Origin of the sequence: Paenibacillus sp. FSL H3-0457 (assembly GCF_037981725.1) — a bacterium.
Lineage (GTDB): Bacteria > Bacillota > Bacilli > Paenibacillales > Paenibacillaceae > Paenibacillus > Paenibacillus amylolyticus.
In genome coordinates, this window is the sequence record NZ_CP150283.1 from 2,766,208 (window position 1) to 2,792,146 (window position 25,939).

Here is a 25,939-nt window from a genome sequence, read left to right on the forward strand (position 1 = left end):
TGGCTCAAATGTATTTTCTGGAATATGGGGTGGGTTCGTTTGAATGAATGTGTACTGGTTGCTGATGATGATACAAATATTACGGACGTTTGTCGCAGGTATCTGGAACGGGAAGGTTATCTTGTCGTGACGGCTAAGGACGGTTTGGAGGCTATTGAGCTGTGGCGCAGCGAAACGCCAAGCTTGATTGTGCTCGACCTGATGATGCCACATAAGAATGGCTGGGAAGTTTGCAACGAGATTCGGCAAACTGAGGATGTGCCCATTGTAATGCTGACGGCCCGGGGTGAGGAACAGGACCGTCTGATGGGACTGACGATGGGGGCGGATGATTATCTGACCAAACCATTCAGTCCAAGAGAACTTGTTTTGCGTGTGAAGGCAATCCTGCGGAGAATGCGAACTGCGCAGGCATCACCTGTAACAACATCTGAATATACGATTAATTATGAAGGGCTTACCATTGATTTTACCAAGCGTGAAGTGCACATCAACGGGCAGGCCATTGAATTGACCGTTACAGAGTTTGAGATGTTGTATTTGCTGGCAAGTCACCCGGGTCAGGTGTTCTCCCGTAACCAGATGTTAAGCAAGATTTGGGATTTTAGCTATGAGGGAGATACAACAACGGTGACTGTACATGTTCGGAGATTACGAGAGAAGATCGAACAGAATCCTTCTGAGCCAAAATATATTAAAACAGTTTGGGGCATAGGCTACAAGTTTGCGGGTGGCAGTTCATGAAACTTCGCACATACTTGGTGTTGTCCAGTCTCACAGGCATTGGCGTATTATTAATTTGTTTGTTCATCAGTTATTCCAAAATGCTGCTTACGATCGAACAATTGTATTGGTTATCGGCTATAACGGCAGGGGTAGGCTTACTTTCGTTTATTCTTCAATATTTGCTGACTAAGCCATTAGAGAAATCAATTGCGCGAATTACACAGCAGACGATACGAATTGCCGAAGGGGATTTCCATACGGAAGTCCCTCTCATCGGTACGCAGGAATTTAAGCTTCTGGCACAGCAATTTAATGAAATGAGTTCCAAGCTGAAGGAAAGCTTTGATCATCTGCATCACTCAGAAACCGCGAGACGAGAGTTGATCGCCAATGTTTCCCATGATTTACGGACTCCCTTGGCATCCATTCAGTCATTCGTCGAAGCGTTGGAGGATGATGTCATTAAGGATAAAGAAACCTTTCAACGTTACCTGAACACGATACGACTTGAGACGAAGCGTTTGGGAGGGCTTATTCAAGACTTGTTTGAATTATCCAGCCTGGAAGCGCAAGGGGAGGTATTCGACCCTCAGCCTTGTCACGTCGATGAGTTGCTGCTCAGTACGTTGGAGAGTTTTTCGTTTCATCTCGCCGAGAAAACGCTGAACGTTGAAATCGATTTGCCCGATAAATTACCAGCCGCGGTCATGATGCCTGCACAAATGAAGCGGGTCCTTTCCAATTTGCTACAAAATGCCATTCAATACTCTCCTGTTGAAGGGAAAATCATTCTGGCTGCCGAAGAAAAGGGGCCGTTTATACGAATTTCAGTTACGGATGAAGGGGAAGGCATTGAAGCCGAGGAAACTTCACGTATATTTGAACGTTTTTATCGAATTGACAAATCACGCAGCAAGAGTAATGGGGGGGCCGGGCTTGGCCTTGCCATCGCTCAATCAATTGTGGAACTCCATGGTGGCGAGATCGGGGTTCAGAGTACAAAAGGAGAAGGAAGCTGCTTCTGGTTCACGCTTCCGATCTACGTCAGTCGTTAACCTTGGTTAATCAAACGTAGTATTTATTCAGGTGGTGAATGACTTGACCAGTGATTTGGTTTTTCTTTTCGGGGTTTTTGGTGCAGGATTGTTATCGTTTTTTGCGCCATGTATTCTGCCGCTGATCCCGGTATACGTGTCTTATCTATCCGGAAGCATGGTCAACGGTACGAATCAGCAGCAGCCTGACACCCATTCGGTTCGGTTGCGGTCCACACTTGTTTTGCGGACATTTTTATTTGTTCTTGGGCTGTCCCTGGTATTTGTTTTACTCGGTTTTGGTTCCGGCATGGTTGGTAATTTGATCTCAAGTCCTGTGTTTATTGCGATCTGCGGAGCCATCGTGGTGCTTTTTGGGATTTATCAAACCGGTTTGATCCGACTATCCTGGCTGGAACGGGAGAGAAAGCTGTCAAGCAATCAAGCCAAACGGGGAGGGTATGTCGGAGCATTCCTGTTGGGTCTAACGTTTAGTTTTGGCTGGACGCCTTGTATCGGGCCTGTGCTGGCGGCCATTCTTGGTATCGCCGCAGGAGAAGGCTCTCCACTGTATGGCGGGTTTCTCATGTTCCTGTATACCCTTGGATTGGCGATTCCTTTCCTGATTCTGTCCGTTTTTTCGGAATATGTTATGAAGCGGATACGTCGTTTATACAAGTACATGGGCGTCATCAAAATAACTTCCGGCTGTATTCTTATTGTCATGGGACTATTGTTAATGACAGACCGACTAAACAGCTTGGTGACCTGGTTTCAATAATCATTGGAGGAATTTGGTATGAAGACGGCACGGAAATGGATGGTATCTGTAATCGTATTTGCTGGAACCCTGTTGATCTTGAGCGCATGTGGAGCACAGCAAACTGAATCAAAACAAACGGGGTCATCATCAGCCCCAGCATCAACATCCGATATGAGTTCGTCAACCATGATGAACAAGGGCGAGACGGCTCCTGAATTTTCATTGCGTGATTTGAAAGGAAACACGGTTGGACTTTCTGATGTTCAAGGCAAGAAAGTGTATGTGAAATACTGGGCTTCCTGGTGTTCCATCTGCCTTGCGGGTTTGGAAGACCTGAACAATCTGGCTGGTCAAAACAATGATTTTCAAGTCATTACGATTGTGACGCCAGACTACAAGGGAGAGAAATCCTCCCAAGCGTTTACTGAATGGTTTGACCAACAGCCATATGATAACATAACTGTTCTTTTGGATGAGAAAGGTGTATGGGCCAAGAAATTTGGTGTAAGAGCATATCCTAGTTCCTTTTATATTGGCTCTGATGGTATTTTAACGAAATCGCAGCCAGGGCATGCATCCAATGAACAGATCATGGAATCATTACAAGAGATTTTGTGAGAAAGGAGGAAGTGTCATGAAAAGGACGTTGCTGGGCCTGTGCCTCCTTGTTATAGCGATAGTTGTGTCTGCTTGTGGAAACAGGGCTGAGAGCCATTCATCTTCATCTTCGATATCCACTCAACCTGTCAAGGCATCGAGTGTCTCCGAGGAAAACCTGAGTAACCTGTACTTGGCAGGAGGCTGTTTCTGGGGTGTGGAGGCATATATGGCTCGTATTCCGGGGGTTCAGGATGTGACTTCCGGTTATGCCAACGGTGAAGGAGAGAATCCAACCTATGAGGATGTTATTCGCGGGGAGCAGGGGTTTGCGGAGACTGTTCATGTAAAATATGATCCGCAGCAAGTATCTTTGCAGAAATTGCTTGAATCTTATTTTCGAGTTATTGATCCTACCAGCTTGAATAAGCAGGGCAATGATCGTGGAGTTCAGTATCGGACTGGCATATATTATACGTTACCTGAAGATGCCAAAATTATCGAGCAGGCTGTAGAGGCAGAGCAAGAAAAATATGACCAACCCATTGTAACGGAAGTGATGCCTCTGCAGAATTATTATTTGGCGGAGGAGTACCATCAGGATTATTTGGAAAAAAATCCGAACGGATATTGTCACATTGATATGACTGTCCTGGATGACCTGGAGATTGGAATTGATCCCGCTCAATATCCACGTCCAACAGATGAACAATTAAAGGAACGATTAACAGACGAACAGTATGCGGTCACGGTAAACAATGATACGGAGCATGCGTTCAGTAACGAATACTGGGATAATGAGGAGCCCGGTCTGTATGTGGATATTGCAACGGGAGAGCCGTTATTCACCAGCCGGGATAAGTACGATTCCGGTTGCGGGTGGCCGAGTTTTACAAAGCCGATTGTACCTGAGGTTGTTACCTATACAACGGATACGAGCTTTGGGATGGAACGCACGGAGGTACGAAGCCGGGCAGGTGACATCCACCTCGGTCATGTGTTCGATGATGGTCCCGAAGATCGCGGCGGCAAACGTTACTGTATTAACAGTGCATCGATCCGGTTTATTCCGTTAGACAAGATGGAGGAAGAACGGTACGGGTATTTATTGTCATTTATCGAGTAGAGAAGGGCAGCTGACTTTATCAAAACATAATAAGGCCATAATCTTAGAACGGTTGAGATCTCTCTATGAGGGATTTCGACCGTTTTTTATTTTGCAGCATCTAACAAAAACGAAGGTAGGCTTCAAAGATGGTTCCATCATTGTTATAATTGATAATCATTATCAATTATAGGTGGGTTTTTAGTTACAATACCAAGGTATTGTGTGTGTTTGATCGCTTAGGAGAGGGAGTTTATATGGGAATTCAGAATGACATCAAGCTGTGGGATCAGGTTCAGGTTCGCGTGCTTGATGTGCGTCTTATATCACTCGCAACACACGAGTTCATACGCAATTATGTGTTACCAACCAGTGCATTTGTGTATGTTCAAGGCAGGGGTCATGTCTGGCTGGATGAAGAGGTATGGACTACAAACCAGTTCTTGCTGCTGCATGGGGGAAAAGGAAGACGTCTGACACTTGAAGCGACAGGGGTTATGGAGGTACATCTGATTTTGTACAAATCAACCTTGCCCTCCAATGTGCTTGTGGAGTACCGAATGATGTTGAACCAGCGTAATCCGTTTGAAGAGTCCTGGGCGACAGTGCCGGATCATACACTTGAGCTGCGTGAGCTTGTGCGGAATATACATGAATGCTGGTCAGGGCAGGAGCGAGTGGGCAAAATTCAGGTCAAAGTGTATTTTTTTCAACTGGTACAGCTTGTCTTGTTACAGCGGAGTCGCATGTCTAACGAATTTGAACAGCCTTCGCTTACCGATCAGGTTTTGCGATATATCAAAGCTCATTACCGGGAATCCATCTCACTTGATTTGCTTGCCCAATCCTTGAGTTACAGTCCGCAATATTTATCACGCAAATTCAAGGAACAGACGGGATGTACACCTACAGAATATGTGATTCGGTTACGAATGGGTGAGGCAAGGAGTCTGCTTGCGTCCACAGAAGCTTCATTACAGGAGATTGCTGCGTATGTGGGTTATATGGACCCGTTTTATTTCAATCGTATATTCAAAAAAGAGACTGGAATCACACCAGGGCAATATCGGTTGAAGCAGCAGGAAAACTCGAAATCAGTTTCAAAAAGTACATTAAATGCAACAAATCAATCCATTGTAACAGGAGGGGATGAACGTTATCCTTTAATTGATGATGATAATCATTATCAATATAAGGGAGATGAGGAAATCAACATGTTTAACCATTTTAAATCAGCGATCATGTCGCTTGCGCTTGTACTCACATTGAGTGCTTGTGGAACAGCCCAGCAGGGGGCAGAAACATCCGAAGTTGCGGCTGAACCCGAACAACCGGCAGTCGTGGAGACCCAAATGGTAAATACGACCTTTGGTGAGGTAGAGATTCCTGCACATCCCGAGCGAGTTGCTGCCATAGATTATCTGGGAACGGTGCTTGCTCTTGGTGTCAAACCGATTGGTGGAGGCCAATTTCTAATGAACAGTCCTTATCTGGAAGGTCACATGGATGGTCTTGAAACGATAGGGGATTCCGTTGAACAATTGATGGAGCTGGAACCTGATCTCATTATTACATTGAATCCGGACAAGGCGGCTTATGAGAAATATAGCAAGATTGCTCCGACCGTTTCGATCGCATCCATCACTTTTCCGACACTCAAGGACGAAGTGAACTATTTCGGTAAAGTCCTTGGCAAAGAAGCGGAAGCAGAGAAGTGGCTGGCTGATTTTGATGAGGAGATTGCCAAAATCAAGCAGGAGGTGCAGAGTGTTGTTCCAGCTGATGCTACATTCTCCGTTATGCAGGAATATGATCGCCAAGTCTTCATTTTTGGCAATCAGTCGGGCCGGGGAGGGCGTAACATCTACGAATTGCTTGGTTTGCAAGCACCAAAGAACATTCCATCCGAGTTGATGCAGGGCGCCTATCATGAATTCTCCATAGAACTGCTCTCCAAATACGCTGGAGATTACATTGTGCTGACCAGCAAGTCTCAGTTGAAAGACCTTCAGGCAGATCCGATCTGGGGTTCATTGCCTGCTATCAAAAATGGAAAAGTGTACATATGGACGGAAGAACATTCCTGGTTCCGTGACCCTATTGCCTTGTTGAAACAGACACAGGATCTGGCTGAATGGATTATTGGACTTAATACACCGTCTAAATAAGGAACTTCAAAAAACCGTGCCGCCCAGTTTGCTGAGCAGCACGGTTTTCATTTTCTTATGTAGGACTGAACAGTAGAGGGGATTAGCTGCCTGTACGGAGATGAAATAACAGTGTGGTGTGATTACCGTATAAAGAGTTTATTCGCTCTTTTGTTCGTTCTGAATTTCTTGCAGATCCTCCAGTTGCAGTGTGAGGTCATTCTCGGGGTTTGCGCTCACAATGACTTCTGACTGTGATTGTTGCTGACCTGGCTGATTCGACTTGGCCTCAGGTTTGATCACGTAGAGACTTTGAACGGAGTTGAGCAGGCTGGCAGGGGTGTCTTCATACGTTTCCAGGAAGAGTACATAGTCTTTGGTAGGAATCAGCTTGAGGTTGTCATCATTAATAATCTCGGTGTTGCCTAGTTGTCCGCCAAGTTGCTTCACTTCAAGTTTTTCCCCGGCAGTGTAACCGCCCTTATAGGATTCAGCGACCTGAATCGTGTGGATCGTATAGATTTTGTCAAAAGAAGCTGGCTCTCCGCCTGGATCGGACGCGGGGTTTAACTCGTTTTCATTGGCAGCATCGGTAACTTGTACGATATCGTTTAAAGCTTCCACACGAGTCTCAACAACACTGCCTTTCACAATGGTATTTGCTCTCTCGGACAGGTCACCAATGCTGGCATAACTCGGGTAATCTTCAGAAGCAATAATGGTCATGGGTGCATCGGATGGGGACGCGGTAGGTATAACAGAAGAACATCCAACAGCAGATAAAATGAAAATGGAAGAGAGAAGCAGCGTTAATACTCGATTTTTGTTCATGGACAGGAATCCTCCTTGGATTTTTGGAATAAGTTCGTAGCGGATTAGTACTTGGATTTTACGTTATTGATATCAAAAGTTTGGGGTTGGGTCATGGAATTGCGGTTGCGGGAGTAAGACATAATGGAAGGACTGCTTGTTGTCGGGTTGTCACCGAGCCAGATGGAGTGTCCGAGTTCGTGGACAAATACGCTTTGAATGAAGTTGGATAAGTTGGTCGCGTCAGGGGTGATCGTGGATGCATTGAGTTCGATGCGGAAGCTTACGACCTGACTGCCGGATACGGAGGCGTAGTTGACACCATATGCTGTATTATTGAAGTTTCCTGCGGTGATGGTGTTTGGGGAGTTACTTGTTTTGGTGAATTTAACTTTGGCACCTGCATTGTTCCAGTTGGTAAGGGATGCGTCCATGGGAGTCTGCCATGCGGAGGCGTAATTATACGTACGAATGGGGATGGTGGTGCTGGGGTAACCGTAGGTCAGAAAGGTTGCCGCATAGATGGTACTGCCAAACATCGCAATCGCTGAGAACAACATGATGCTCATCAAAATCTTCCTTTTCATACTTAAAACCTCCAATAAATGTATTTTATTCTCTATTATAGTAACAAGTAATATTGGAGTTGAAATGAGTCCGAGGTCGTTGTTTTTGTCGTGAAAAACATGAAATATATCTTGATCCGACCATAATGGTGTCAAAATAAGTCATTTCCTGTTCAATGTTCATGAATAATTTCCCTAAAATTACAAACAATACGTTCAACTTCTCATAGGGAAAGGTAGTGCTTGAACATGTGCAACCGTTTTTCATTGGCAGCCGATTTGGACGATGTCAGAGATCATTTCAAGATTCAGCGAGTGATGTATTATTACAAAAACCGATACAATATCAGTCCAACCCAGCATACGCCGATTATTTTGCATCAGGATGGTGAGCGTGTACTGGATGAGTTCCGGTGGGGGTTCATTCCATTCTGGGGTCGTGATGCCGTTAACGCAAATCTCATGACGGTGCATGAGAATCCTTCCTATTACAAACTGGTAGAGACCAAGCGCTGCGTTATTCCCTGCAATGGATTATATTACTGGCGGCAAGAGGGCAAAAAAAGTTATGCGGTTCGTGTTGTTATGCCGGATCGTGGCCTGTTCGGTATTGCTGGGTTATATGAGGTGTGGAGAGATACACGGAAAGAGCCGCTTCGTACCTGCACGATGCTTATGACAGGCGCAAACATGGTTACACGTGAGTTTGGCAGTAAAATGCCAGCGATCCTTTCCGAAGAAGAGATCAACACCTGGCTTGACCCGGCAAATACACGGGTGACTCAGTTGTTACCGCTATTGAAATCGTATAACAGTACAGAGATGAATCTGTATCCAGTAACCCCAATGGTCGCCAACGATGAACACGATTGTTACGAATGCGTAGAAGAGATGGATCAGAAGCTGGCTTACGTTCGGAGTTTCTGAGTATCTTTTGGATGATGTGAAGAAAATGAAGAGGGCTGAGAGTCTGGAGACACTCTGCTCTTTTTTTCCTTTCTGAAAATGAAAAGTTGCAATTGCAGTGAAACGTAACTATAATCATTACAGTAAGTGAACGCATATATTCATATATCTATTAAAAGAGATATTTATAATCAGGAGGGAACCACGAATGAATCCAAAGTTTAACCAGATGTTTGAACAAGTTTCACTACCGACTGGCATTACACTGAAAAACCGAATCGTGCTCGCTCCCATGACTCATATGTCCTCGAATGCTGATGGTACAATATCCGACGCTGAACTTGCTTATTATGCACGTCGCACCGGTGGTGCGGGCATGTCAATTACGGCTGTAGGGCATGTAACAGAGACAGGCATTGGTTTCCCAGCTCAATTTGGCGTATATGACGACCGCTTCATTCCTGGTCTGAAAAAACTGGCTGATACCATGAAACAACAGGGCTCCGTAGCTGTATTGCAAATTTTCCATGCGGGCCGTCTGACGCCTGAACAAGCTGTACCTGCGGGTCAAGTGGTTGCTCCTAGTGCGGTTGCAAGTGAGCGTCCAGGATCTCCTGAACCAAGAGAATTGACGGATGCCGAGATTACTTCGATTATCAAAGACTTTGGTGAAGCGACACGTCGTGCAATCAAAGCCGGCTTTGATGGTGTTGAGATTCACGGTGCTAATGGTTACTTGATCCAACAATTCTTCTCCCCGCATTCCAACCGACGTGAAGACCGTTGGGGTGGTAGTGTCGAGAAACGTCTGACATTCCCACTTGCTGTAGTGGATGAGATTCAGAAAGTGGTTGCCAAACATACCAAACTGCCGTTCATCATTGGTTACCGTTTCTCCCCGGAAGAACCGGAAACACCGGGACTCACAATGGAAGATACGTATCTACTAGTGGATGCGCTTAAAGATAAAAACCTGGATTACCTGCACGTTTCCCTGAACGAATTCTGGTCCAAGCCAAGACGTGGCGAAGCAGACACGCGTTCGAGAATGGAATTCATCCTGGATCGTGTGAATGGCAAATTGCCTGTAATCGGCGTAGGTTCAATTCATACTGCTGATCAGGCCGCTGAGGCGCTCCAAACGGGAGTACCTCTGCTAGCCATTGGACGTGAACTGATTATCGAACCGGATTGGGTCGAGAAAATCGAGAGCGGACGTGAAGAAGATATCGAGACGATTCTGACCAAATCCGATCAGGAACGTCTGGTTATCCCTGACGGATTGTGGAATGCAATCATCCACACACCGGGCTGGTTCCCTATGGCAGAAGATAAATAAGATACACTTCAGAACTGGAATGGAGGGGGCGAAAGCTCCCTCTTTTTGCACATGGTCCAAATTCTCCTTGTCATCGCTCTGTGGTATGATGTATGAACAGGATCAACTGGATAATCAACGGTTTGGAGTGAAGGAATATGCTCGTAGCTGAACGGTATGAGAAAATAGTGGAATGGGTGGATACGCAAGGCAGCATGCGTGTGACCGAACTTAGTGAGCGCTGCGGGGTGACGGAAGAGACGATTCGTCGTGATCTGGACAAGCTCGAACAGGCGGGCAGGCTCAGACGGTCCCATGGCGGGGCGGTCAGCGTAAAATACAAGGATGAGTTACAGTCGGAGATTCCATATCCGGAACGGGCTGTAGCCCATGCAGAAGAGAAGCGCAGAATTGCAAGCGAAGCGGTGAAAATGGTGGAATCCGGCGACCGGATCGCCCTGGATGCAAGTACAACGGCGTGGTATATGGCGGCAGGATTGCCAAACATTCCACTGACGGTATTAACCAACTCAATTAAGGTCGCCGCAGAGCTGAGTAACAAGGAGCAGATTCGAGTTATTGCCACAGGTGGGCAACTGGCTTCGAAGTCACTGTCTTTTGTAGGACCGCTGGCGGAACGTTCGCTTGATGCCTATCATGTGGATAAAGTATTTCTGTCTTGCAAAGGAGTACATCTGACCAAAGGCATCAGTGAATCCAATGAATTACAGGCCTTGGTGAAGCAGAAAATGATTCATATTGCGGATGAAGTCATTTTACTTGCAGATTCCAGCAAATTTAACATACAGGCGTTTACCAGAGTTGCTGAGATGAGCAGTGTGGGCAAAGTGATTACAGATCAGGGTGTAGACGAAGAGCACGTTAGCGCATTGATTGAGCAGAATATTACGTGTATACGTGTGTAAACAAGAAAGGAATGAATGTCATGAAACATCCTTTTCATCTGAGAGCGGTATGGAATGGTGGGCGTAACAGTGAGGGAACAATCGATGCAGGCGGATTAAAAACGGTCATATCGATTCCGCAGGAGATGGGCGGACCCGGTACGGGAACTAACCCGGACGAGATGCTGCTGGGTGCAGCCTCCACCTGTTACCTGATCACGCTGGCAGCGATGCTGGAGCGTTCGGATATTACGCCGGATGAATTAACGCTTGAATCGGAAGCTACGGTAGATGTTACAAATAACGTATTTACGTACGAACGGATCGTACATAGACCCCGGATTGTACTCAGCCAAGATGCTTCGGAAGCGGATCTGACCAAGGCTGAGCGCCTGGCGCATAAGGCTGAATCCTCCTGTATGATCTCCCGAGCGGTGGCAGGTAATGTCCAGATGGAGACACAACCGGTCATTGTTACTACAGGTGCTAACGCGGTGTGATATACTGAAGAATAGACGATTCAAGTTGTCATTTGTGTAAAATAAGGAGTAATTCGGTATGAACACACAGAAGCGCAAGACTAACCGCTGGGTACGTTTAACACGTGCTATGAAGCTGAATTTCCTCAAATTGTTACGTGCTCCCGGAGGTGCTCATAAAGTATCCACCGGATTTGCAATAGGGTTCGGACTGGAGCTGATCGTGATCTCGACCGCATCCCTGATATATCTCATATTCTACCCAATTGTGCGACTGTCTGGGGGTTCGATGCCAGCAGCGATTGTTGGTAACGTGATTGGAAAACTTACGTTTTTGCCTATCATTCTGATGCCGCTCGCGAAGCAGATTGGTTCCTGGATTCTACCTGCTCACAGCATGGGACAAGGACCGGTACATGAGAGTGCATTCATGGAGCTGTTTCGCGGGAACTGGTCGGCCGTGAGTGAATTGTTGCTTGGTGGACTGGATATTCTGGCAGGCATGTCCGTGTTTGGTGTCATTCTGGGTGTGATTTCGTACTTTGTCGTGAAATTCTTCTACGTCAGAGCGCTCAACCGGCGTTATGAACGCCGGCTGGAGAAACGCCGCCAAGCGGATATCGCTTCGGTATCACCTCCGGTATTAATCAGGAAGCCATCACAATCATAATGGGTAGCATCAACATGGATGCAGCGGTGGTCCACAGAATGCAGCGGGATACAAACTGCGGAGAAGCATTGAACTGTTCAGCCAAAATAACGGCGTTCACTGCGGTCGGCATCGATGCGAGGATCAGCAGTACACTGAACAACGTACCTTCGACCTGAAGCGCGGTCAGTATCAGCCAGGACAGGATTGGCGCAGCTGCGAGACGGACTACAAGTCCGGTCCAGAAAGCTCGGCGTACATTGGGCAACCAAGGCACCGTTGCACCTTTTGGTCTGAGCATCTGTGCTCCCAGAATAGCGAGAACGACAGGAGAGTAGCCCGCAGCCAGCATGGAGATCCCTCCATCCAGCGCTTCAGGCAGCCTCAGATTGGACGCACGCAGCGCAATGGCGATGCCAGCAGCATAGATGGATGGCATACGGAAAACGGACAGAATCGCATCTTTCACCGTGAATTCGGATCGCGCGGCAAAAAAGATACCTACCGTATTAACAATAATCATCTGTCCAATAACGTAGACAGAAGCCTTGTCCAGTCCAAGCTGACCAAAGGCAAGCAGTACAAGCGGGAGCCCGTAATTCACGCAGTTTGTAAACGTGGAGACGAGGGTGAGACCCGCTTTTTCGCTTGCACCCAGACGGAAAACCCGGCTTAATAGCTCGGCGAGGGCCCACAGAGCAATCAGATTAATAATAGAGAACCAGAACGTGCTGGTGACGTCCGTCCAGGTAATCTCTGCATGCAGCAATGTATTGAAGATGAGCGCAGGGCTCAAAATATAAAGGGAAAAGGTCGAGAGCGACCGGGTATCCCAATTCTTAAAGCGTTTTAACAGAATACCTCCAATCACGGGAAGTGATATCGGCAGGAACACATGGTATAACGTGAGTAAAAATGAGTGAAGCAATGCAATTCAGTCCCTTCTGGATGAAAAACCTATCTTATCATAGCAGAAGATGCATCTCATATGAATGGATTTCAGTATGATGATGTGTAGTAATCGCCTTGCTTAACTAAGGATTTCCCTGATGGGTAGCGACAGCGGATTGCTATTTTGATATGGCAGATTTATTATAGAAGAGGTGCAACAAGATTACATACACATAGAGGAGGAAACTGTAATGAGTGAATCAAAACGCTTGCTCGTACTTGCCGGCTCTTACGCCGAAGCGGAAAATGAGGGCATTTATGCATATGAATTGAATGAGGATACAGGTAGCTTGTCCAAGCTTGATGGCATCGCGGGCGTGAAAAACCCAACGTTTGTCAACGTGGATGCTGAGGGTAACAAACTGTATGCGATTGGTGAAACAGCGTCAGCTGAAGGCAACAAAATGTCTGAAGCTGTAGCTCTGAGCATTGATCCTTATACAGGAAAATTAACGTTGCTGAACCGGAATAACTCCATTTCAGCTCCACCATGTCATATCCAGCGTGATCCTTCCGGCAAATACTTGATCCTCTCCAGCTACCACGGTGGTCTGGTAGGTCTGCAAGCCTTGACGGATAACGGTGAAGTTGGAGCGCTTCTGGACGAGAAGAAACATGAAGGACAAGGTGCGCATCCTGAACGTCAGGACAAGCCACATGTTCACTCCGCATTCTTCAGCCCGGATGGAAAATACATGATGGTACAGGATCTGGGCGCAGATAACATCGCGATTTATTCCATTGATGCAGACAAGAATGAACTTGTGCTGCACAGTGAAACCAAAACACATCCGGGAGCAGGCCCACGTCACTTGGCGTTCCACCCGAATGGTCAGTTCGCATATGTCATCAATGAAGTGGATTCTTCCATTACTTCGTTCAAATATGATGCAGCAGCGGGCACGTTGACTGAATTGTCTACTGTATCCACACTGCCTGATGGATATGATGGCAAAGAGAATACAACAGCAGAAATCACAGTTTCCAATGATGGACGTTATGTATATGGTTCTAACCGTGGACATGACAGCATCGTTGTATTTGCAGTAGATGCAGACAAAGGTCACCTGACACTGGTTGAGCATGTATCTGCAGAAGGTGAGCACCCGCGTCACTTTGCGCTGACACCTAACGGCAAATTGCTGATTGCAGCTAACCGCGATACGAACAACCTTGTGACATTCACGGTAGATCAGGAGAGCGGACGTCTGAAATACACTGGTCACAGCACAGGTGTATCCAAGCCGGTATGCGTGAAACCTGTATATCTGTAAAATGATAAATTTCTAAACCAGCTTTGGCTGGATTGAAAATGAAACGATAAAGATAAAGACCCTGCCATGTGGCGGGGTCTTTTATATTGAATATATAATTGGAAGATTAGGCTGCTGTTCAGCTGTAAGCGTGTGGATTGGAATAGAGCATTAATTCTATATAGGTTCACCTAACAACGAACAATTATCAATAGTATCGTGCAAGTAACTACCCCACTTCAAAGTGCGTACTTCCTGAATGGATAGTCAGGGTCTACAATGAGTGAGTAGCCAAAACAAACACTGCATGCATCTGAACAGACCAATTGGTGCAGGCTAAATATCTGATTATTATTTTTACAGGAACGAATCATATTTGAACAACAAAGGAGAAATAAATGATGAAATTGCAATTGGCGCTTGACTTGGTAAATATCCCTGAAGGTATCGCATTGGTTAAAGAGGTTGAACAATATATTGATATCGTTGAGATTGGTACTCCAATCATTATTAATGAAGGTTTGCACGCGGTTAAAGCAATGAAAGAAGCATTCCCTAATCTGCAAGTTCTTGCAGACCTTAAAATCATGGATGCTGGTGGTTATGAAATCATGAAAGCAGCTGAAGCTGGTGCGGATCTAATCACTGTGCTTGGGGCAACCAATGACAGTACGATCAAAGGTGCAGTAGCAGAAGCGAAGAAACAAAACAAACAAGTTCTTGTGGACATGATCAACGTGCCTAACCTGGAACAACGTGCTCGTGAAATTGATGCGCTTGGCGTAGATTACATCTGTGTACACACAGGTTATGACCTACAAGCTGAAGGACAAAGCCCGTTCGAAGATCTGCAAACGATCAAAGCTGCTGTGAAAAATGCTAAAACGGCTGTTGCTGGTGGAATCAAGCTGGAAACATTGCCAGAAGTAATCAAAGCACAACCGGATCTGGTTATTGTAGGCGGCGGTATCACAGGACAAGCAGACAAAGCGGCAGTTGCAGCTGAAATGCAACGTCTCGTTAAACAAGGGTAAGCAGATGAGCAAAACACAGTACGCAGCTGACATCTTGAAGGAGCTGGAACGTACGTTAAGCCAGATCGACGATGCAGAGATGCAAGCGATGGCTGAGCACATTCTGGCTGCGGAACAGATTTTTGTAGCAGGAGCAGGCCGGTCAGGACTTATGGGGAAGGCTTTTGCCATGAGACTGATGCAGATGGGGCTTCGTGTATATGTGGTGGGCGAAACCGTAACACCTGGGATCAGCTCGAAAGATTTCCTCTTGCTGTGCTCTGGCTCAGGAGAGACAGGCAGTCTGGTGGCCATGGCTCAAAAGGCTAGTCAGGCTGGTGCGCCTGTAGGTCTCATTACGATTAAGCCAGAGTCCACGATTGGGAAATTGGCAACTACGGTAGTGCGTCTCCCGGCTTCAGCCAAAGAGGACACAGCAACTTCCGGAGCGGCAGTAACCATTCAGCCGATGGGCTCGTTGTTCGAACAAGGACTGTTAATCGGCATGGATGCTCTCATCCTTACGATGATGGAAATGAAGGGTATGACCGGAGCGGATATGTTTGGCCGCCACGCGAACCTGGAATAGTGAATAGATGAAAGACCGGAATCCTTTGATTATGAAGGGTTCTGGTCTTTTCTGCGATACATAATCATTCATCTGTATAGGTTTTATCCGTGATTTTCAGTTAAACTTTGCATCCCGACCAGGCTGTAGTAGAATTAATAGATAGCTGTATCGAATGAATGTACTTATTACATCATGCATGGAGCGGAAAACTTACCTCGTGTGAAGTGTCCCCGTGATATGCGTAATATACGCGATATAAGATTGAAGATGAGGGGGCTCGGAGCCATGGCGTCCGAAGTGAAGGAACGGATTAATCTGAAAGAAATCAACTGTGAGAAAGAATTGACCCTTGCGGTGATCGGTGGCAAGTGGAAACTGATTATTTTGTGGCACTTGGGCCTGGAAGGCACCAAACGTTTCAGTGAGCTGAAACGCCTAATCCCTCATATTACCCAGAAGATGCTGACCAACCAGTTACGTGAGCTGGAGGAAGACAAACTGATTGAGCGCAAGGTGTATGCAGAGGTACCACCTCGGGTGGAATATACGTTGACAGATCACGGTCAAAGCCTGATGCCCGTCCTGCACGCAATGTATAACTGGGGTAAAAATTACGGTGAAAATGTAATCTGGAAAGAAAGCTAAATAAGTAAGTTCTATAATGAACCGCCGGGTAAATGGATTCTTCCATTACCTGGCGGTTTTTTTAGTTACTTTCAGACCATGGTCACATGAGCAAAAGCATATACTGGCCTTTATCCTAGATACCCCTTTTATATAGATGGAACTAAACATTCACACGAGAACGTAGAGGACAGAAAGAACCTGAAGAAGCGGAGCGTGCGCCTTTATCACCGGATTTTTACCTTTGAAAAAGGGGAATCAAAAAATCTGGGGATAACAGCGATCGGAAGGTTGTTCTGTCATCGAAGTGGTAAGTGAGAATAATCTTTAGTCCAATCTATACTCCCTTGAACTGGAATATGATACGATGAGAGATATTGGAAAATGCAAGGAGGATGACAACTAAAGATGGAAAAAATACGTACACGTGCTGAGGTAAACCCAGAAACCACTTGGGATCTGAGAGACTTGTTTGTAACCGATGTAGAGTGGGAGCAGGAGCTTCGATCACTTCCTCAGGCTGCTGCCCAGATCGAAACGTTCAAAGGACGTCTGGGCGAAGGCGCTGAACAATTGCTGGCTTGTCTGGATGCGCGTGAAGCTTTACAGGAGCGGATCGGCAAGACGACTTCTTATGCTCGACTGAAGCAGTCAGAGGACAGCACCAATCCGGTCAATATTGAGAATTCAGCCAAGGCAGGAGATATCCTATCAAATCTGTCTTCGTCCTTGTCTTTTGTCAATTCGGAGATCGTTGATCTGCCGGAGGGAACCGTTGAACGTTACCTTGAAGAACTTCCGGGATTGGAGCCGTATGCGCGCAGTTTGGAGCGTTTAATTCGAGAAAAAGCACATCGGCTTACGCCCGAGACCGAGAAGGTACTTGCTTCATTAGGAGAGGTACTGGATTCGCCATACCGTATCTATCTGCGCGGTAAACTGGCAGACATGACGTTTGACGATGCTCTTGATGGAGAGGACAATAATCGTCCACTGTCCTGGTCATTCTATGAAAATAATTATGAGATGTCGTCTGATACAAAGCTGCGCCGTTCTGCTTATGCTGCATTCAGCTCGACATTAAATGATTACAAAAATACGTTTGCAGAAGGTTATGCAACCGAGGTGAAGAAACAGGTTGTTTTATCCAGGCTGCGTGGTTACGACGATGTTACAGATATGCTTCTCAGCCCACAGCAAGTGAGCAAAGAGATGTACAATAATATTCTGGATATTATCCAGCAGGAACTCGCACCTCATATGCGCAGACTGGCGGCTCTCAAGAAACGTGAGCTGGGTCTGGACAAACTGATGTTTTGTGATCTGAAGGCGCCGCTTGATCCTGAATTTAGCCCTGCCATTACATATGATGAGGCGTGCATACTCATTCGAGAAGCACTTGATGTGCTTGGGCCGGAGTACGGCGAGATCGTAGAGCGCGCATTCAGTGATCGCTGGGTGGATTACGCAGATAACGCAGGCAAATCAACAGGTGCATTCTGCTCCTCGATATATGGTTCACACTCCTATATCTTAATTTCATGGGCAAACAATATGCGCGGAGCATTTACACTTGCCCATGAAGTGGGGCATGCAGGCCACTTCATGCTTGCGGGACGTTACCAACGGCTCACGAATACACGGCCATCTCTTTATTTCATTGAGGCACCATCGACCATGAATGAAATGTTGCTGGCCGATCATCTATTGAAGCGTTCCGATAATCCGAGAATGCGTCGCTGGGTCATTTTGCAACTGTTGAACACGTATTACCATAACTTTGTTACACATCTGCTGGAAGGTGAATTACAGCGCAGGGTGTATGCACGCGCAACCAATGATGAGCCCATTACGGCGAAGACGTTGAGTCAGCTCAAGGGAGACATCCTTTCCGAATTCTGGGGACCTGATCTGGTAATTGATGAAGGGGCCAAGCTCACATGGATGAGACAGCCTCATTATTATATGGGACTATATCCGTATACCTATGCGGCAGGCTTGACGGCTTCCACAGCGGCTGCACAGCAGATTCGTGAAGAAGGACAGCCTGCGGTAGACCGCTGGCTTGATGCACTCAAAGCTGGTGGAAGTCTCACACCACAGGAGTTAATGAAGCTTGCGGGTGTGGATATGTCCGGACCTGAGCCGATTCGCTCTGCGGTTGCTTATGTCGGCAGTCTGGTCGACGAACTTGAACGTCTGTATTCCTGATCTGGTTCATATAGTATATGGACAAGGCAGGACGGGTTGTCTGCATGCACCGCCTTCCTTGCGTGGGGGCGGTGCATCTTATTTTTGCAAGGGGAAAGGAACGATGATGAATGGCGTTAACAAGCGTGTCCTCATCGATGGGCCGATTAAGCGTAGATGGCTTTGGTGTGTTTGACGACATGAATGGAGTACCAGGTTTTGAAGGCAATCAGGGTGGTTTTTTTTCGGGATTTAGTGAGTTTGCTGCAATGAATGCATTTGCTTCGATTTTCATTGGTGCCATATTTCTCATCATTGCGGGAGTCATTGTTTTTGTTATTTTTTCAGGCATACGCTCAGGGATGTCAAATAACGCAGCAGCCTTGTTAACCCTGCACTCAACAGTGGTGGCTAAACGAACGGAAGTCTCAGGTGGAAGCGGCGATAGCAGTGCGACTACCCGGTATTATGTTACATTTGAATTCGACAATGGGGAGCGCACTGAACTGATTGTTGGCGGAAACCATTATGGCATGATGGTGGAAAATGATCGAGGGATGCTGACGTATCAGGGGACACGCTTCAAGCATTTTGAGAGAGATGTACAACCCCAGTCGGGGGTAAGCAAAGGTCAATTTTATACGTGAAAGAAGAACTGCGGCTCCTCCCAGGTGGGAGAGAGTCGTTTTTGCTATACCCAAAAGAAAGAAAAACCGAAGGGTATTCAAACGCTTACAATGGTGATATACTCGTAAAATAAAGTTAAACAGTATTAAACAAAAACAAACAAACAACAAATACAGAATAAAGTACAGGGTTACGGACTGAATCAAGTGATACGGTTTGGAAAATAGGATTGGTTCGAAAGGTTGGTGAAGCGCGGTGAGTGTGCTGGCATATGATTTGGGCGCTGGGAGCGGGAGAGCGCTACTGGGACATCTGAATGATCGTGGGATCGAAACAAGCGAAATTCATCGGTTCAAGAATGAACCAGTGAAGGTTGGCGAGCGGATGCACTGGGATATTCTGCGATTGCATCATGAATTGTTGCAGGGGCTTACCTTGGTGAAACAGCAGGGAGAAAAGCCAGAGAGCTTGGGGATCGATTCCTGGGGCGTTGATTTTGGTTTGCTTGGCAGTAATGGTGAGTTGCTTGGTAACCCGTATCATTACCGTGATACACAGTTTAACGGCATGATGGATCAGGTACGCCAAGAGCTGAGCTCTCAGCGAATCTTCGAACGTACAGGGATACAGTTTCTTAGCTTTAATACCCTGTATCAATTGGCAACGCTTCAACGCAGCGGTTCCCCGTTGCTTCATGAAGCAGAGCGTTTTCTCATGATTCCGGATTTGCTACGTTATTTCCTGACAGGGGAAGCGGTGAATGAGTTCACCAATGCAACCACAACACAATTATACAATCCATCAGCGGGGCAGTGGGATAGTGAGTTGCTGGCGCATATTCGTATTTCGGAGAAACTGTTTGGTAAAGCCGTGCTGCCAGGTACCCGTGTTGGACAATTGCGAAGCAGTATCTGTAACGATCTGGGATTGTCCCCGATTCCCGTGATCGCTGTTGCGGAGCATGATACGGGTTCAGCCGTTGTGGCTGTTCCTGCAACGGAACGTTCATTTGCTTATCTGAGCTGTGGAACCTGGTCCCTGATGGGTACGGAGATAGATCATCCTGCGATAAGTAGCCAGAGTCTGGCCTTGAACTTCACGAATGAAGGCGGGGCGGGCGGAACATTCCGTCTGCTGAAGAACATTATGGGACTATGGATTTTGCAGGAAAGCATGCGGGAGTGGGAGCGCCAGGGGCAGGGAATTAGCTATGATGCGTTATTGGCGCAGGCGGAACAAGCACCTCCATTTGCCAGTTTGTTTGATCCGGATGATGAACTATTCATGCCAGCAGGAGATATGACGACCCGTATACGTCAGTATTGCCGTGATACAGGGCAAGTGGTACCAGAGGATCAGGGGGCTATTGCCCGGGCAATTCTGGAGAGTCTTGCATTGAAGTATAGAAGAGTGCTGGAATGGACGGAGCAATTGTCGGGTCAGACGTTCAACGGATTGCATATGGTCGGTGGAGGCATCCAGAACCGCCTGTTATGTCAGTGGACTGCAAATTCCATTGGTAAGCCGGTATGGGCAGGTCCGGCAGAGGGAAGTGCCATCGGGAATATGGCTGTGCAATGGATGGCGAGCGGAGCTTTTAAAGATATCTGGGAAGCTCGTAAGGCCATTCGTGATTCATTTCCGGTAACTGTGTATGAGCCGCAGGACGGATCAATCTGGGAAGATGCTTACGGCAGATTTCTGCGTGTGACGGCTTCATCTAATTCACAAGCGGGGAGTGAGGTGTAACATGCTGGCAGCCGAGCGGTATGACCGGATTGTGGAGATGGTGAATGTAAAGGGCAGTATGCGTGTATCCGAGCTTAGTGAGCGCTGCCGGGTGACGGAGGAAACCATCCGGCGTGACCTGGATCGGCTGGAACAGGCAGGACGACTACGCCGATCTCACGGTGGTGCAGTGAGTGTAAAGGAAGATCAACCGGAGATCCCTTACCGGATCAGGGAGACAACCCATGCGGAAGAGAAAAAACGGATTGCACAAGCGGCTCTGACGATGATTAATCCGGGTGATCGCATTCTGTTGGATGCGAGCACAACGGCAGGTTATATGGCAGCGAACATGCCGGATTTTCCGCTGACGGTCTTAACCAACTCGATCCAAATCGCCACTGAACTCAGCAACCGTGACAAGGTTGAGGTCATCTCAACAGGGGGCCAGTTGGCATCGCGCTCGTTGTCTTTTGTTGGGCCGCTCGCGGAGCGTTCTCTGGAAACGTATCACGTGGATAAAATGTTCATGTCGTGCAAAGGTGTACATCTCGAAGGCGGCGGAATCAGTGAATCCAATGAACTCCAGGCAAGGCTGAAGCAGAAGATGGTTGGCATATCAGATCAAGTCATCTTACTTGCAGATGCCAGTAAATTTGGTGTACGTGCTTTTGCCCGAGTATCCGGGTTAAATGCAGTCCATATGATCGTTACCGATCAGCCATTGGAGGCTGAACAGACAGAACGTTTGAGCGGATACGACATAGGGATTATTACAGTTTAAGATTTTAGAATTTACTTATATTAATTGAACTAAACATTTACACGAAACGGAGAGGACAGAAATAACTTGAAGAAGCGAAGCGTGCGCCTTTATCCCCGGATTTTACCCTTTAAAAAGTAAATTAAAAAATCTGGGGATAATAGCGATCGGAAGGTTATTCTGTCATCGGAGTGTCCAGTGTAAATATTCTTAGTCAATTTATCTACTAATCAGTTAATAGGAGCGTGTAATTATGAAGGTCTCCTTATTCATTACCTGCCTCAGCGATGCCATCTATCCCCGAGTGGGGGAAGCCATGGTCAGATTGCTCGCCGCTCATGGCGTTCGGCTGGATTTCCCGCCGGTGCAGACCTGCTGCGGTCAGCCTTCCTACAATAGCGGGTACTGGGATGAGACTCGGGTAGCGGCCAAAACGATTCTTGAAGCGTTTGACGACAGTGATTTTGTGGTATGTCCTTCGGGATCGTGTACGTATATGATTCATCATTATCCCGAGCTGTTCGCGGATGAACCAGTATGGTTGGAGAAGGCAAAACGATTGGAAGCCAAAGCTTATGAGTTTACTCAATTCCTCGTTCAGGTACTCGGGATAACCGATCTGGGCGCACATTTTCCGCACAAAGTAACCTATCATCCATCCTGTCATGGCAGCCGTCTGCTTGGTGTGAAGGATGAGCCGATGGCGCTACTCTCTCAAGTAAAAGGTCTGGAATTGGTTCCGCTCCCATTTGCTGAGGATTGCTGCGGGTTCGGGGGCACGTTTGCCATCAAAATGTCCGATATTTCAGGAGCGATGGTGACGGAGAAGGTTGATCATGTCAAAGAGACGCAAGCCGAAGTATTGGTGGGGCTGGACATGGCCTGTCTGATGAATATCGCAGGTAATCTGCGTTATCGGAATGAACCGGTGCGTGTAATGCATCTGGCGGAACTACTGTATGAGGGGGTGCGAACAGGATGAGCCAACCGGGAGTCATGGATACTACGGTCAAAGAACGTGCCGGACTGGCCTTGAACGATGATTTTCTGCGTAAAGCGGTCAAATTCACGACAGAACGATTGCGTAACGGAAAGAAGTCTGCCTCAGAAGAACATGGGAATTGGGATGAATGGCGGGAGCGTGGCCGTCAGATTCGCCTGCATACGATTGCGTATCTGGATTATTATCTGAATGAATTTGTGAATAACGCCCGTGCGAACGGGGTTCATATTCATTTTGCAGATACATCGGTGGAAGCAGCGGCGATTGCGCTGGATATTGCGGCGCATAAGCAAGCTTCTACGGTGGTGAAGTCCAAATCGATGGTGTCGGAAGAAGTACATCTCAATCATGTGCTGGAGTCGGCGGGCATTGAAGCCATTGAGACCGATCTGGGTGAATACATCATACAGTTGGCAGGTGAAGCCCCTTCTCATATTGTCATTCCAGCCATCCATAAGAACCGCTACCAGATTGCAGAGTTGTTATCGAGGGAAGCGGGTGAAATTCTGGAGCCGGACACAACGGTACTTGCTGGATTTGTTCGCAAAAAGTTGCGCGAGAAGTTCCTCGAAGCAGATATCGGCATGACCGGCTGCAATTTTGCGATTGCAGAGACAGGTTCCATAGTTTTGTTCGAAAATGAAGGCAATGCCCGTATGGTATCCACTGTTCCAAAAACGCAGATTACACTGATGGGCATGGAGCGGATCATCCCGTCGTGGACGGATCTGGAGGTCATGGCAACCTTGTTGCCACGCTCCGCAACAGGTCAGAAATTAACGATGTACATGTCAGGCATCACAGGTCCTCGCCGAACAGCGGATGCGGATGGACCGGATGAAATGCACATTATAATCGTGGACAACGGTCGATCTTTACAGCTCGGTGATCCTGAATTCCAGGAGTTGCTGAATTGTATTCGCTGTGGTGCTTGTCTGAATGCTTGCCCGGTATATCGTCATATTGGAGGTCATGCCTACGGTGGAACATACAGTGGTCCGATTGGCGCGGTACTGACACCTGCACTCAATGGCAACATTGATGAATGGAACGATATTGCGGGAGCTTCGAGTCTGTGCGGAGCCTGTTATGAAGCATGTCCAGTTAAAATTCCGCTGCATGATATGCTCGTTTATTTACGTAGGCGTAAAGTGGAAGACGGTCATGGAAACAAAATGGAAAGCATGGGCATGAAGGGGTTTGCCGCTGTTGTATCCAATTCCAAACGTTTCAGTGCGGCCATACGTCTCGGACAGATCGGGCAGAAGGCAGTTGTACGCAACAACGGCATTTCACTCAAATTGGGTCCACTTAAAGGCTGGAACAATTATCGGGTTGCGCCAAGCCTCGCCAAGAAATCCTTCCGGCAACAATGGAACAAGCTGGATCAGGAACTGAACCAGAAGCAATCGGCCATGGATTCTTCCATTCGCAGCCGTATGGAGCAGATTATTCGTGAACGAGAAGAAGGGGGAGGGTACTAAGCATGGTCACTGAACATCAGCAATGGCTTGCACAATTGGAGAAGAAGTCCATGGAGAAACAGGAGCAGTTCATGAATGATATTGCTTCGAAATTGAGAAGACCAAGGCAACGCCATGCACCGACCCAACCCTTTCGGGGAGCACCCGACTTTTGGACTGAACTGGAATGGGATGAAGAGAAGCGTATTCAAGCATTTACGGATAACTTTGTGAGTGTAGGCGCACACATCGCCCGGGTTCAGAACATGGAAGAAGTATCTCAATTTATAGCCAACAAATCTCATGAACTGAGTGCCAGGTATATCATTCGTCAGAATGAACAGGCGTTACAGGATCTCGGATTGGAAGAGCAGCTTCCCGATGTGCAGATCTCAGTCTGGAATAGTCAGGCTGATGAGAATTGGAAGGCTCGGGCAGCTGAGGCGGATATCGGTGTGGTTGTGGCGGATTATGCAACAGCATACACAGGCTCGGTCACTGTGCTTTCTTCACCGGAAAAAGGTCGTTCAGTCAGTCTCTTGCCTACGGTACTCATCATCATTATTCCAGTAGATCGACTGTACACCAGACTGGGTGAGACGCTGGATCGATTTGACGAAGCGGGAAGAGAGAATCTTCCAGCAGGCATCCACTTTATTTCAGGGCCAAGCCGATCTTCCGATATTGAAAATGATTTAACCATTGGCGTTCACGGACCAGGCATTGTATATGGTTTAATTATGGGTTAACGGTGTGTTGAGTGTGATGGCACATCATGATTTTGATAACTGTCCGAGATGCAGTATTTGACTGCTGAGGGCAGTTTTTTGTTCACGATTTATAGTTAAAAGCTATTAAAATTATATTAATTATATATTTCACCTATTAATAATGGAGGTGTATAATCCATTTCAAGAGAGAGTTCATATGAGATATAAAAGAGAAAGAGGAGGATGAATACAGATGAGTATATTTTCTTACCAAGTTCCGTTTATGGATAAACACAAGGGTGATTTTTCTGCTTTTAAAGGGAAGGTGCTACTTATTGTGAATACAGCAAGTCGGTGCAGCTACTCCCGGCAATTCAGTGAACTTCAGCAGATGTATGAGAAATATGGTGATCAGGGGCTGGAGATTCTGGCGTTCCCGTGCAACCAGTTTAACGACAAAGAACCTGGTAGTAGCGCTGAGGTAGCTGAGTATTGCAGAAGTCAGTTTCAGATATCCTTTCCGATTTTGGAGAAGGTTGAGGTCGTTGGGCAATCGATGCATCCTGTGTTTCGTTATCTGACTACAGAAGCGCCATTTCAAGGTTATGATCTGGACACGAAGGAAGGAGAGTGGATGGACACCTTTGTGAAAGAGAAGCATCCAGAATTGTATCAAGGTGACGGCATCAAATGGAATTTCACCAAATTCCTGATTGACCGTAATGGGGACATCCATGGCCGTTATGAAACGACAGTTGCTCCATTAGAGATGGAGTCTGTTATTCAGGTTCTGTTAAAGAATTCATAATTATACCTTAATCCCTGTCCTGAGGTCCTATGACTTTGGGACTGTTGAAGATTAGAACTGGAAATGTTAGGGTAAAAGAAGATAACGAAGGGCTCCATTTTTTTTAATCAAAAATGACCAATATACCATTTTGGTCAGTTAGTTCTATTGTGGTTTTATCGTTATCTGGATGAAATATGAAAATGTGCAAAAAATAACTTGAATCTGTTGATCTGAAGAGTAAGTGTAAT

At 46.8% G+C, this 25,939-nt stretch carries 26 protein-coding genes; 23 read left to right on the top strand and 3 right to left on the bottom strand.

Annotation, left to right across the window (positions count from 1 at the left end; genetic code table 11):
* The first annotated feature begins 39 nt into the window (after positions 1 to 39).
* The 6 genes from MHH25_RS12555 (at position 40) to MHH25_RS12580 (ending at position 6,393) form a co-directional block, all read left to right on the top strand.
* On the top strand, positions 40 to 744 hold the full coding sequence (locus tag MHH25_RS12555; protein WP_340020112.1) for a response regulator transcription factor: 705 nt from the start codon (positions 40 to 42) through the stop codon (positions 742 to 744).
* Positions 741 to 1,781, top strand: coding sequence for an ATP-binding protein (locus tag MHH25_RS12560; protein WP_036670551.1), 1,041 nt, complete (start codon positions 741 to 743; stop codon positions 1,779 to 1,781). Before MHH25_RS12555 ends, MHH25_RS12560 begins: the two co-directional genes overlap by 4 nt.
* Before the next feature lie 34 nt (positions 1,782 to 1,815).
* Positions 1,816 to 2,541: a cytochrome c biogenesis protein CcdA gene (locus tag MHH25_RS12565; protein ID WP_338708934.1), complete on the top strand. Its 726-nt coding sequence runs from the start codon at positions 1,816 to 1,818 to the stop codon at positions 2,539 to 2,541.
* 18 nt (positions 2,542 to 2,559) lie between these two features.
* Entirely contained in the window at positions 2,560 to 3,141 is a 582-nt protein-coding gene (locus MHH25_RS12570) for a redoxin family protein (RefSeq protein WP_340020113.1), read from the top strand.
* A 16-nt stretch (positions 3,142 to 3,157) separates the two neighbouring features.
* Entirely contained in the window at positions 3,158 to 4,246 is a 1,089-nt protein-coding gene (msrB, locus tag MHH25_RS12575) for a peptide-methionine (R)-S-oxide reductase MsrB (protein WP_340020114.1), read from the top strand.
* A 236-nt stretch (positions 4,247 to 4,482) separates the two neighbouring features.
* The gene (locus MHH25_RS12580; protein ID WP_340020115.1) at positions 4,483 to 6,393 is read left to right on the top strand and encodes an AraC family transcriptional regulator; all 1,911 of its coding nucleotides are present in this window, start codon (positions 4,483 to 4,485) and stop codon (positions 6,391 to 6,393) included.
* 138 nt (positions 6,394 to 6,531) lie between these two features.
* Here MHH25_RS12580 and MHH25_RS12585 read toward each other — a convergent pair whose 3' ends face one another.
* Together MHH25_RS12585 and MHH25_RS12590 are read right to left on the bottom strand one after the other, a co-directional pair.
* The gene (locus MHH25_RS12585) at positions 6,532 to 7,203 is read right to left on the bottom strand and encodes a hypothetical protein (RefSeq protein ID WP_340020116.1); all 672 of its coding nucleotides are present in this window, start codon (positions 7,201 to 7,203) and stop codon (positions 6,532 to 6,534) included.
* A gap of 44 nt (positions 7,204 to 7,247) precedes the next feature.
* Positions 7,248 to 7,769: a hypothetical protein gene (locus MHH25_RS12590; RefSeq protein ID WP_101313892.1), complete on the bottom strand. Its 522-nt coding sequence runs from the start codon at positions 7,767 to 7,769 to the stop codon at positions 7,248 to 7,250.
* 228 nt (positions 7,770 to 7,997) lie between these two features.
* Between MHH25_RS12590 and MHH25_RS12595 the strand changes: the two genes are divergently transcribed.
* From MHH25_RS12595 to MHH25_RS12615, 5 genes are all read left to right on the top strand, one after another.
* Complete coding sequence (locus MHH25_RS12595; RefSeq protein WP_036608866.1) at positions 7,998 to 8,675, top strand: SOS response-associated peptidase; 678 nt, start codon at positions 7,998 to 8,000, stop codon at positions 8,673 to 8,675.
* A 187-nt stretch (positions 8,676 to 8,862) separates the two neighbouring features.
* Positions 8,863 to 9,993 carry an NADH-dependent flavin oxidoreductase gene (locus MHH25_RS12600; RefSeq protein ID WP_340020117.1) on the top strand — a complete coding sequence of 377 codons (1,131 nt, stop codon included), beginning with the start codon at positions 8,863 to 8,865 and terminating at the stop codon, positions 9,991 to 9,993.
* Positions 9,994 to 10,130: 137 nt separating this feature from the next.
* Positions 10,131 to 10,898 (top strand): DeoR/GlpR family DNA-binding transcription regulator, encoded by a 768-nt coding sequence (locus MHH25_RS12605; protein ID WP_036608860.1) that lies wholly within the window; start codon positions 10,131 to 10,133, stop codon positions 10,896 to 10,898.
* 20 nt (positions 10,899 to 10,918) lie between these two features.
* Entirely contained in the window at positions 10,919 to 11,377 is a 459-nt protein-coding gene (locus MHH25_RS12610; RefSeq protein WP_253507789.1) for an OsmC family protein, read from the top strand.
* A gap of 58 nt (positions 11,378 to 11,435) precedes the next feature.
* The gene (locus MHH25_RS12615) at positions 11,436 to 12,026 is read left to right on the top strand and encodes a DUF2062 domain-containing protein (RefSeq protein ID WP_340020119.1); all 591 of its coding nucleotides are present in this window, start codon (positions 11,436 to 11,438) and stop codon (positions 12,024 to 12,026) included.
* Here the strand turns inward: MHH25_RS12615 and MHH25_RS12620 are convergent.
* Complete coding sequence (locus MHH25_RS12620; RefSeq protein WP_340020120.1) at positions 12,004 to 12,933, bottom strand: AEC family transporter; 930 nt, start codon at positions 12,931 to 12,933, stop codon at positions 12,004 to 12,006. The genes MHH25_RS12615 and MHH25_RS12620 overlap by 23 nt on opposite strands.
* Positions 12,934 to 13,147: 214 nt before the next feature.
* Between MHH25_RS12620 and MHH25_RS12625 the strand changes: the two genes are divergently transcribed.
* The 12 genes from MHH25_RS12625 to MHH25_RS12680 all read left to right on the top strand — a co-directional run bounded on the left by MHH25_RS12625 (position 13,148) and on the right by MHH25_RS12680 (position 25,709).
* Positions 13,148 to 14,230, top strand: coding sequence for a lactonase family protein (locus MHH25_RS12625; protein ID WP_340020122.1), 1,083 nt, complete (start codon positions 13,148 to 13,150; stop codon positions 14,228 to 14,230).
* A gap of 380 nt (positions 14,231 to 14,610) precedes the next feature.
* A complete protein-coding gene (hxlA, locus tag MHH25_RS12630; protein ID WP_340020495.1) occupies positions 14,611 to 15,243 on the top strand; it encodes a 3-hexulose-6-phosphate synthase in 633 nt (210 codons plus the stop codon).
* 4 nt (positions 15,244 to 15,247) lie between these two features.
* Entirely contained in the window at positions 15,248 to 15,811 is a 564-nt protein-coding gene (gene hxlB / locus MHH25_RS12635) for a 6-phospho-3-hexuloisomerase (RefSeq protein WP_047842632.1), read from the top strand.
* Between the two features lie 267 nt (positions 15,812 to 16,078).
* A complete protein-coding gene (locus MHH25_RS12640) occupies positions 16,079 to 16,438 on the top strand; it encodes a helix-turn-helix domain-containing protein (protein ID WP_036608849.1) in 360 nt (119 codons plus the stop codon).
* A 387-nt stretch (positions 16,439 to 16,825) separates the two neighbouring features.
* A complete protein-coding gene (pepF, locus tag MHH25_RS12645) occupies positions 16,826 to 18,628 on the top strand; it encodes an oligoendopeptidase F (RefSeq protein WP_340020123.1) in 1,803 nt (600 codons plus the stop codon).
* Positions 18,629 to 18,738: 110 nt separating this feature from the next.
* A complete protein-coding gene (locus MHH25_RS12650) occupies positions 18,739 to 19,254 on the top strand; it encodes a DUF2500 domain-containing protein (RefSeq protein ID WP_340020124.1) in 516 nt (171 codons plus the stop codon).
* A gap of 235 nt (positions 19,255 to 19,489) precedes the next feature.
* Entirely contained in the window at positions 19,490 to 20,983 is a 1,494-nt protein-coding gene (locus tag MHH25_RS12655) for a rhamnulokinase family protein (RefSeq protein WP_340020125.1), read from the top strand.
* A gap of 1 nt (position 20,984) precedes the next feature.
* On the top strand, positions 20,985 to 21,746 hold the full coding sequence (locus MHH25_RS12660) for a DeoR/GlpR family DNA-binding transcription regulator (protein WP_282321717.1): 762 nt from the start codon (positions 20,985 to 20,987) through the stop codon (positions 21,744 to 21,746).
* A gap of 232 nt (positions 21,747 to 21,978) precedes the next feature.
* A complete protein-coding gene (locus MHH25_RS12665; RefSeq protein ID WP_017688927.1) occupies positions 21,979 to 22,707 on the top strand; it encodes a (Fe-S)-binding protein in 729 nt (242 codons plus the stop codon).
* On the top strand, positions 22,704 to 24,212 hold the full coding sequence (locus tag MHH25_RS12670) for a LutB/LldF family L-lactate oxidation iron-sulfur protein (protein WP_340020126.1): 1,509 nt from the start codon (positions 22,704 to 22,706) through the stop codon (positions 24,210 to 24,212). Before MHH25_RS12665 ends, MHH25_RS12670 begins: the two co-directional genes overlap by 4 nt.
* A 2-nt stretch (positions 24,213 to 24,214) precedes the next feature.
* Positions 24,215 to 24,940 carry an LUD domain-containing protein gene (locus MHH25_RS12675; RefSeq protein WP_340020127.1) on the top strand — a complete coding sequence of 242 codons (726 nt, stop codon included), beginning with the start codon at positions 24,215 to 24,217 and terminating at the stop codon, positions 24,938 to 24,940.
* 214 nt (positions 24,941 to 25,154) lie between these two features.
* The gene (locus MHH25_RS12680) at positions 25,155 to 25,709 is read left to right on the top strand and encodes a glutathione peroxidase (RefSeq protein ID WP_076327812.1); all 555 of its coding nucleotides are present in this window, start codon (positions 25,155 to 25,157) and stop codon (positions 25,707 to 25,709) included.
* Positions 25,710 to 25,939 lie beyond the last annotated feature (230 nt).

Coding starts and splice junctions, on each gene's coding strand:
- MHH25_RS12560 (WP_036670551.1), top strand. CDS start 741: ATGAAACTTCGCACATACTTGGTGTTGTCCAGTCTCACAGGCATTGGC.
- MHH25_RS12570 (WP_340020113.1), top strand. CDS start 2,560: ATGAAGACGGCACGGAAATGGATGGTATCTGTAATCGTATTTGCTGGA.
- msrB (WP_340020114.1), top strand. CDS start 3,158: ATGAAAAGGACGTTGCTGGGCCTGTGCCTCCTTGTTATAGCGATAGTT.
- MHH25_RS12580 (WP_340020115.1), top strand. CDS start 4,483: ATGGGAATTCAGAATGACATCAAGCTGTGGGATCAGGTTCAGGTTCGC.
- MHH25_RS12585 (WP_340020116.1), bottom strand. CDS start 7,203: ATGAACAAAAATCGAGTATTAACGCTGCTTCTCTCTTCCATTTTCATT.
- MHH25_RS12590 (WP_101313892.1), bottom strand. CDS start 7,769: ATGAAAAGGAAGATTTTGATGAGCATCATGTTGTTCTCAGCGATTGCG.
- MHH25_RS12595 (WP_036608866.1), top strand. CDS start 7,998: ATGTGCAACCGTTTTTCATTGGCAGCCGATTTGGACGATGTCAGAGAT.
- MHH25_RS12600 (WP_340020117.1), top strand. CDS start 8,863: ATGAATCCAAAGTTTAACCAGATGTTTGAACAAGTTTCACTACCGACT.
- MHH25_RS12605 (WP_036608860.1), top strand. CDS start 10,131: ATGCTCGTAGCTGAACGGTATGAGAAAATAGTGGAATGGGTGGATACG.
- MHH25_RS12610 (WP_253507789.1), top strand. CDS start 10,919: ATGAAACATCCTTTTCATCTGAGAGCGGTATGGAATGGTGGGCGTAAC.
- MHH25_RS12615 (WP_340020119.1), top strand. CDS start 11,436: ATGAACACACAGAAGCGCAAGACTAACCGCTGGGTACGTTTAACACGT.
- MHH25_RS12625 (WP_340020122.1), top strand. CDS start 13,148: ATGAGTGAATCAAAACGCTTGCTCGTACTTGCCGGCTCTTACGCCGAA.
- hxlA (WP_340020495.1), top strand. CDS start 14,611: ATGAAATTGCAATTGGCGCTTGACTTGGTAAATATCCCTGAAGGTATC.
- hxlB (WP_047842632.1), top strand. CDS start 15,248: ATGAGCAAAACACAGTACGCAGCTGACATCTTGAAGGAGCTGGAACGT.
- MHH25_RS12640 (WP_036608849.1), top strand. CDS start 16,079: ATGGCGTCCGAAGTGAAGGAACGGATTAATCTGAAAGAAATCAACTGT.
- pepF (WP_340020123.1), top strand. CDS start 16,826: ATGGAAAAAATACGTACACGTGCTGAGGTAAACCCAGAAACCACTTGG.
- MHH25_RS12650 (WP_340020124.1), top strand. CDS start 18,739: ATGGCGTTAACAAGCGTGTCCTCATCGATGGGCCGATTAAGCGTAGAT.
- MHH25_RS12660 (WP_282321717.1), top strand. CDS start 20,985: ATGCTGGCAGCCGAGCGGTATGACCGGATTGTGGAGATGGTGAATGTA.
- MHH25_RS12665 (WP_017688927.1), top strand. CDS start 21,979: ATGAAGGTCTCCTTATTCATTACCTGCCTCAGCGATGCCATCTATCCC.
- MHH25_RS12670 (WP_340020126.1), top strand. CDS start 22,704: ATGAGCCAACCGGGAGTCATGGATACTACGGTCAAAGAACGTGCCGGA.
- MHH25_RS12675 (WP_340020127.1), top strand. CDS start 24,215: ATGGTCACTGAACATCAGCAATGGCTTGCACAATTGGAGAAGAAGTCC.
- MHH25_RS12680 (WP_076327812.1), top strand. CDS start 25,155: ATGAGTATATTTTCTTACCAAGTTCCGTTTATGGATAAACACAAGGGT.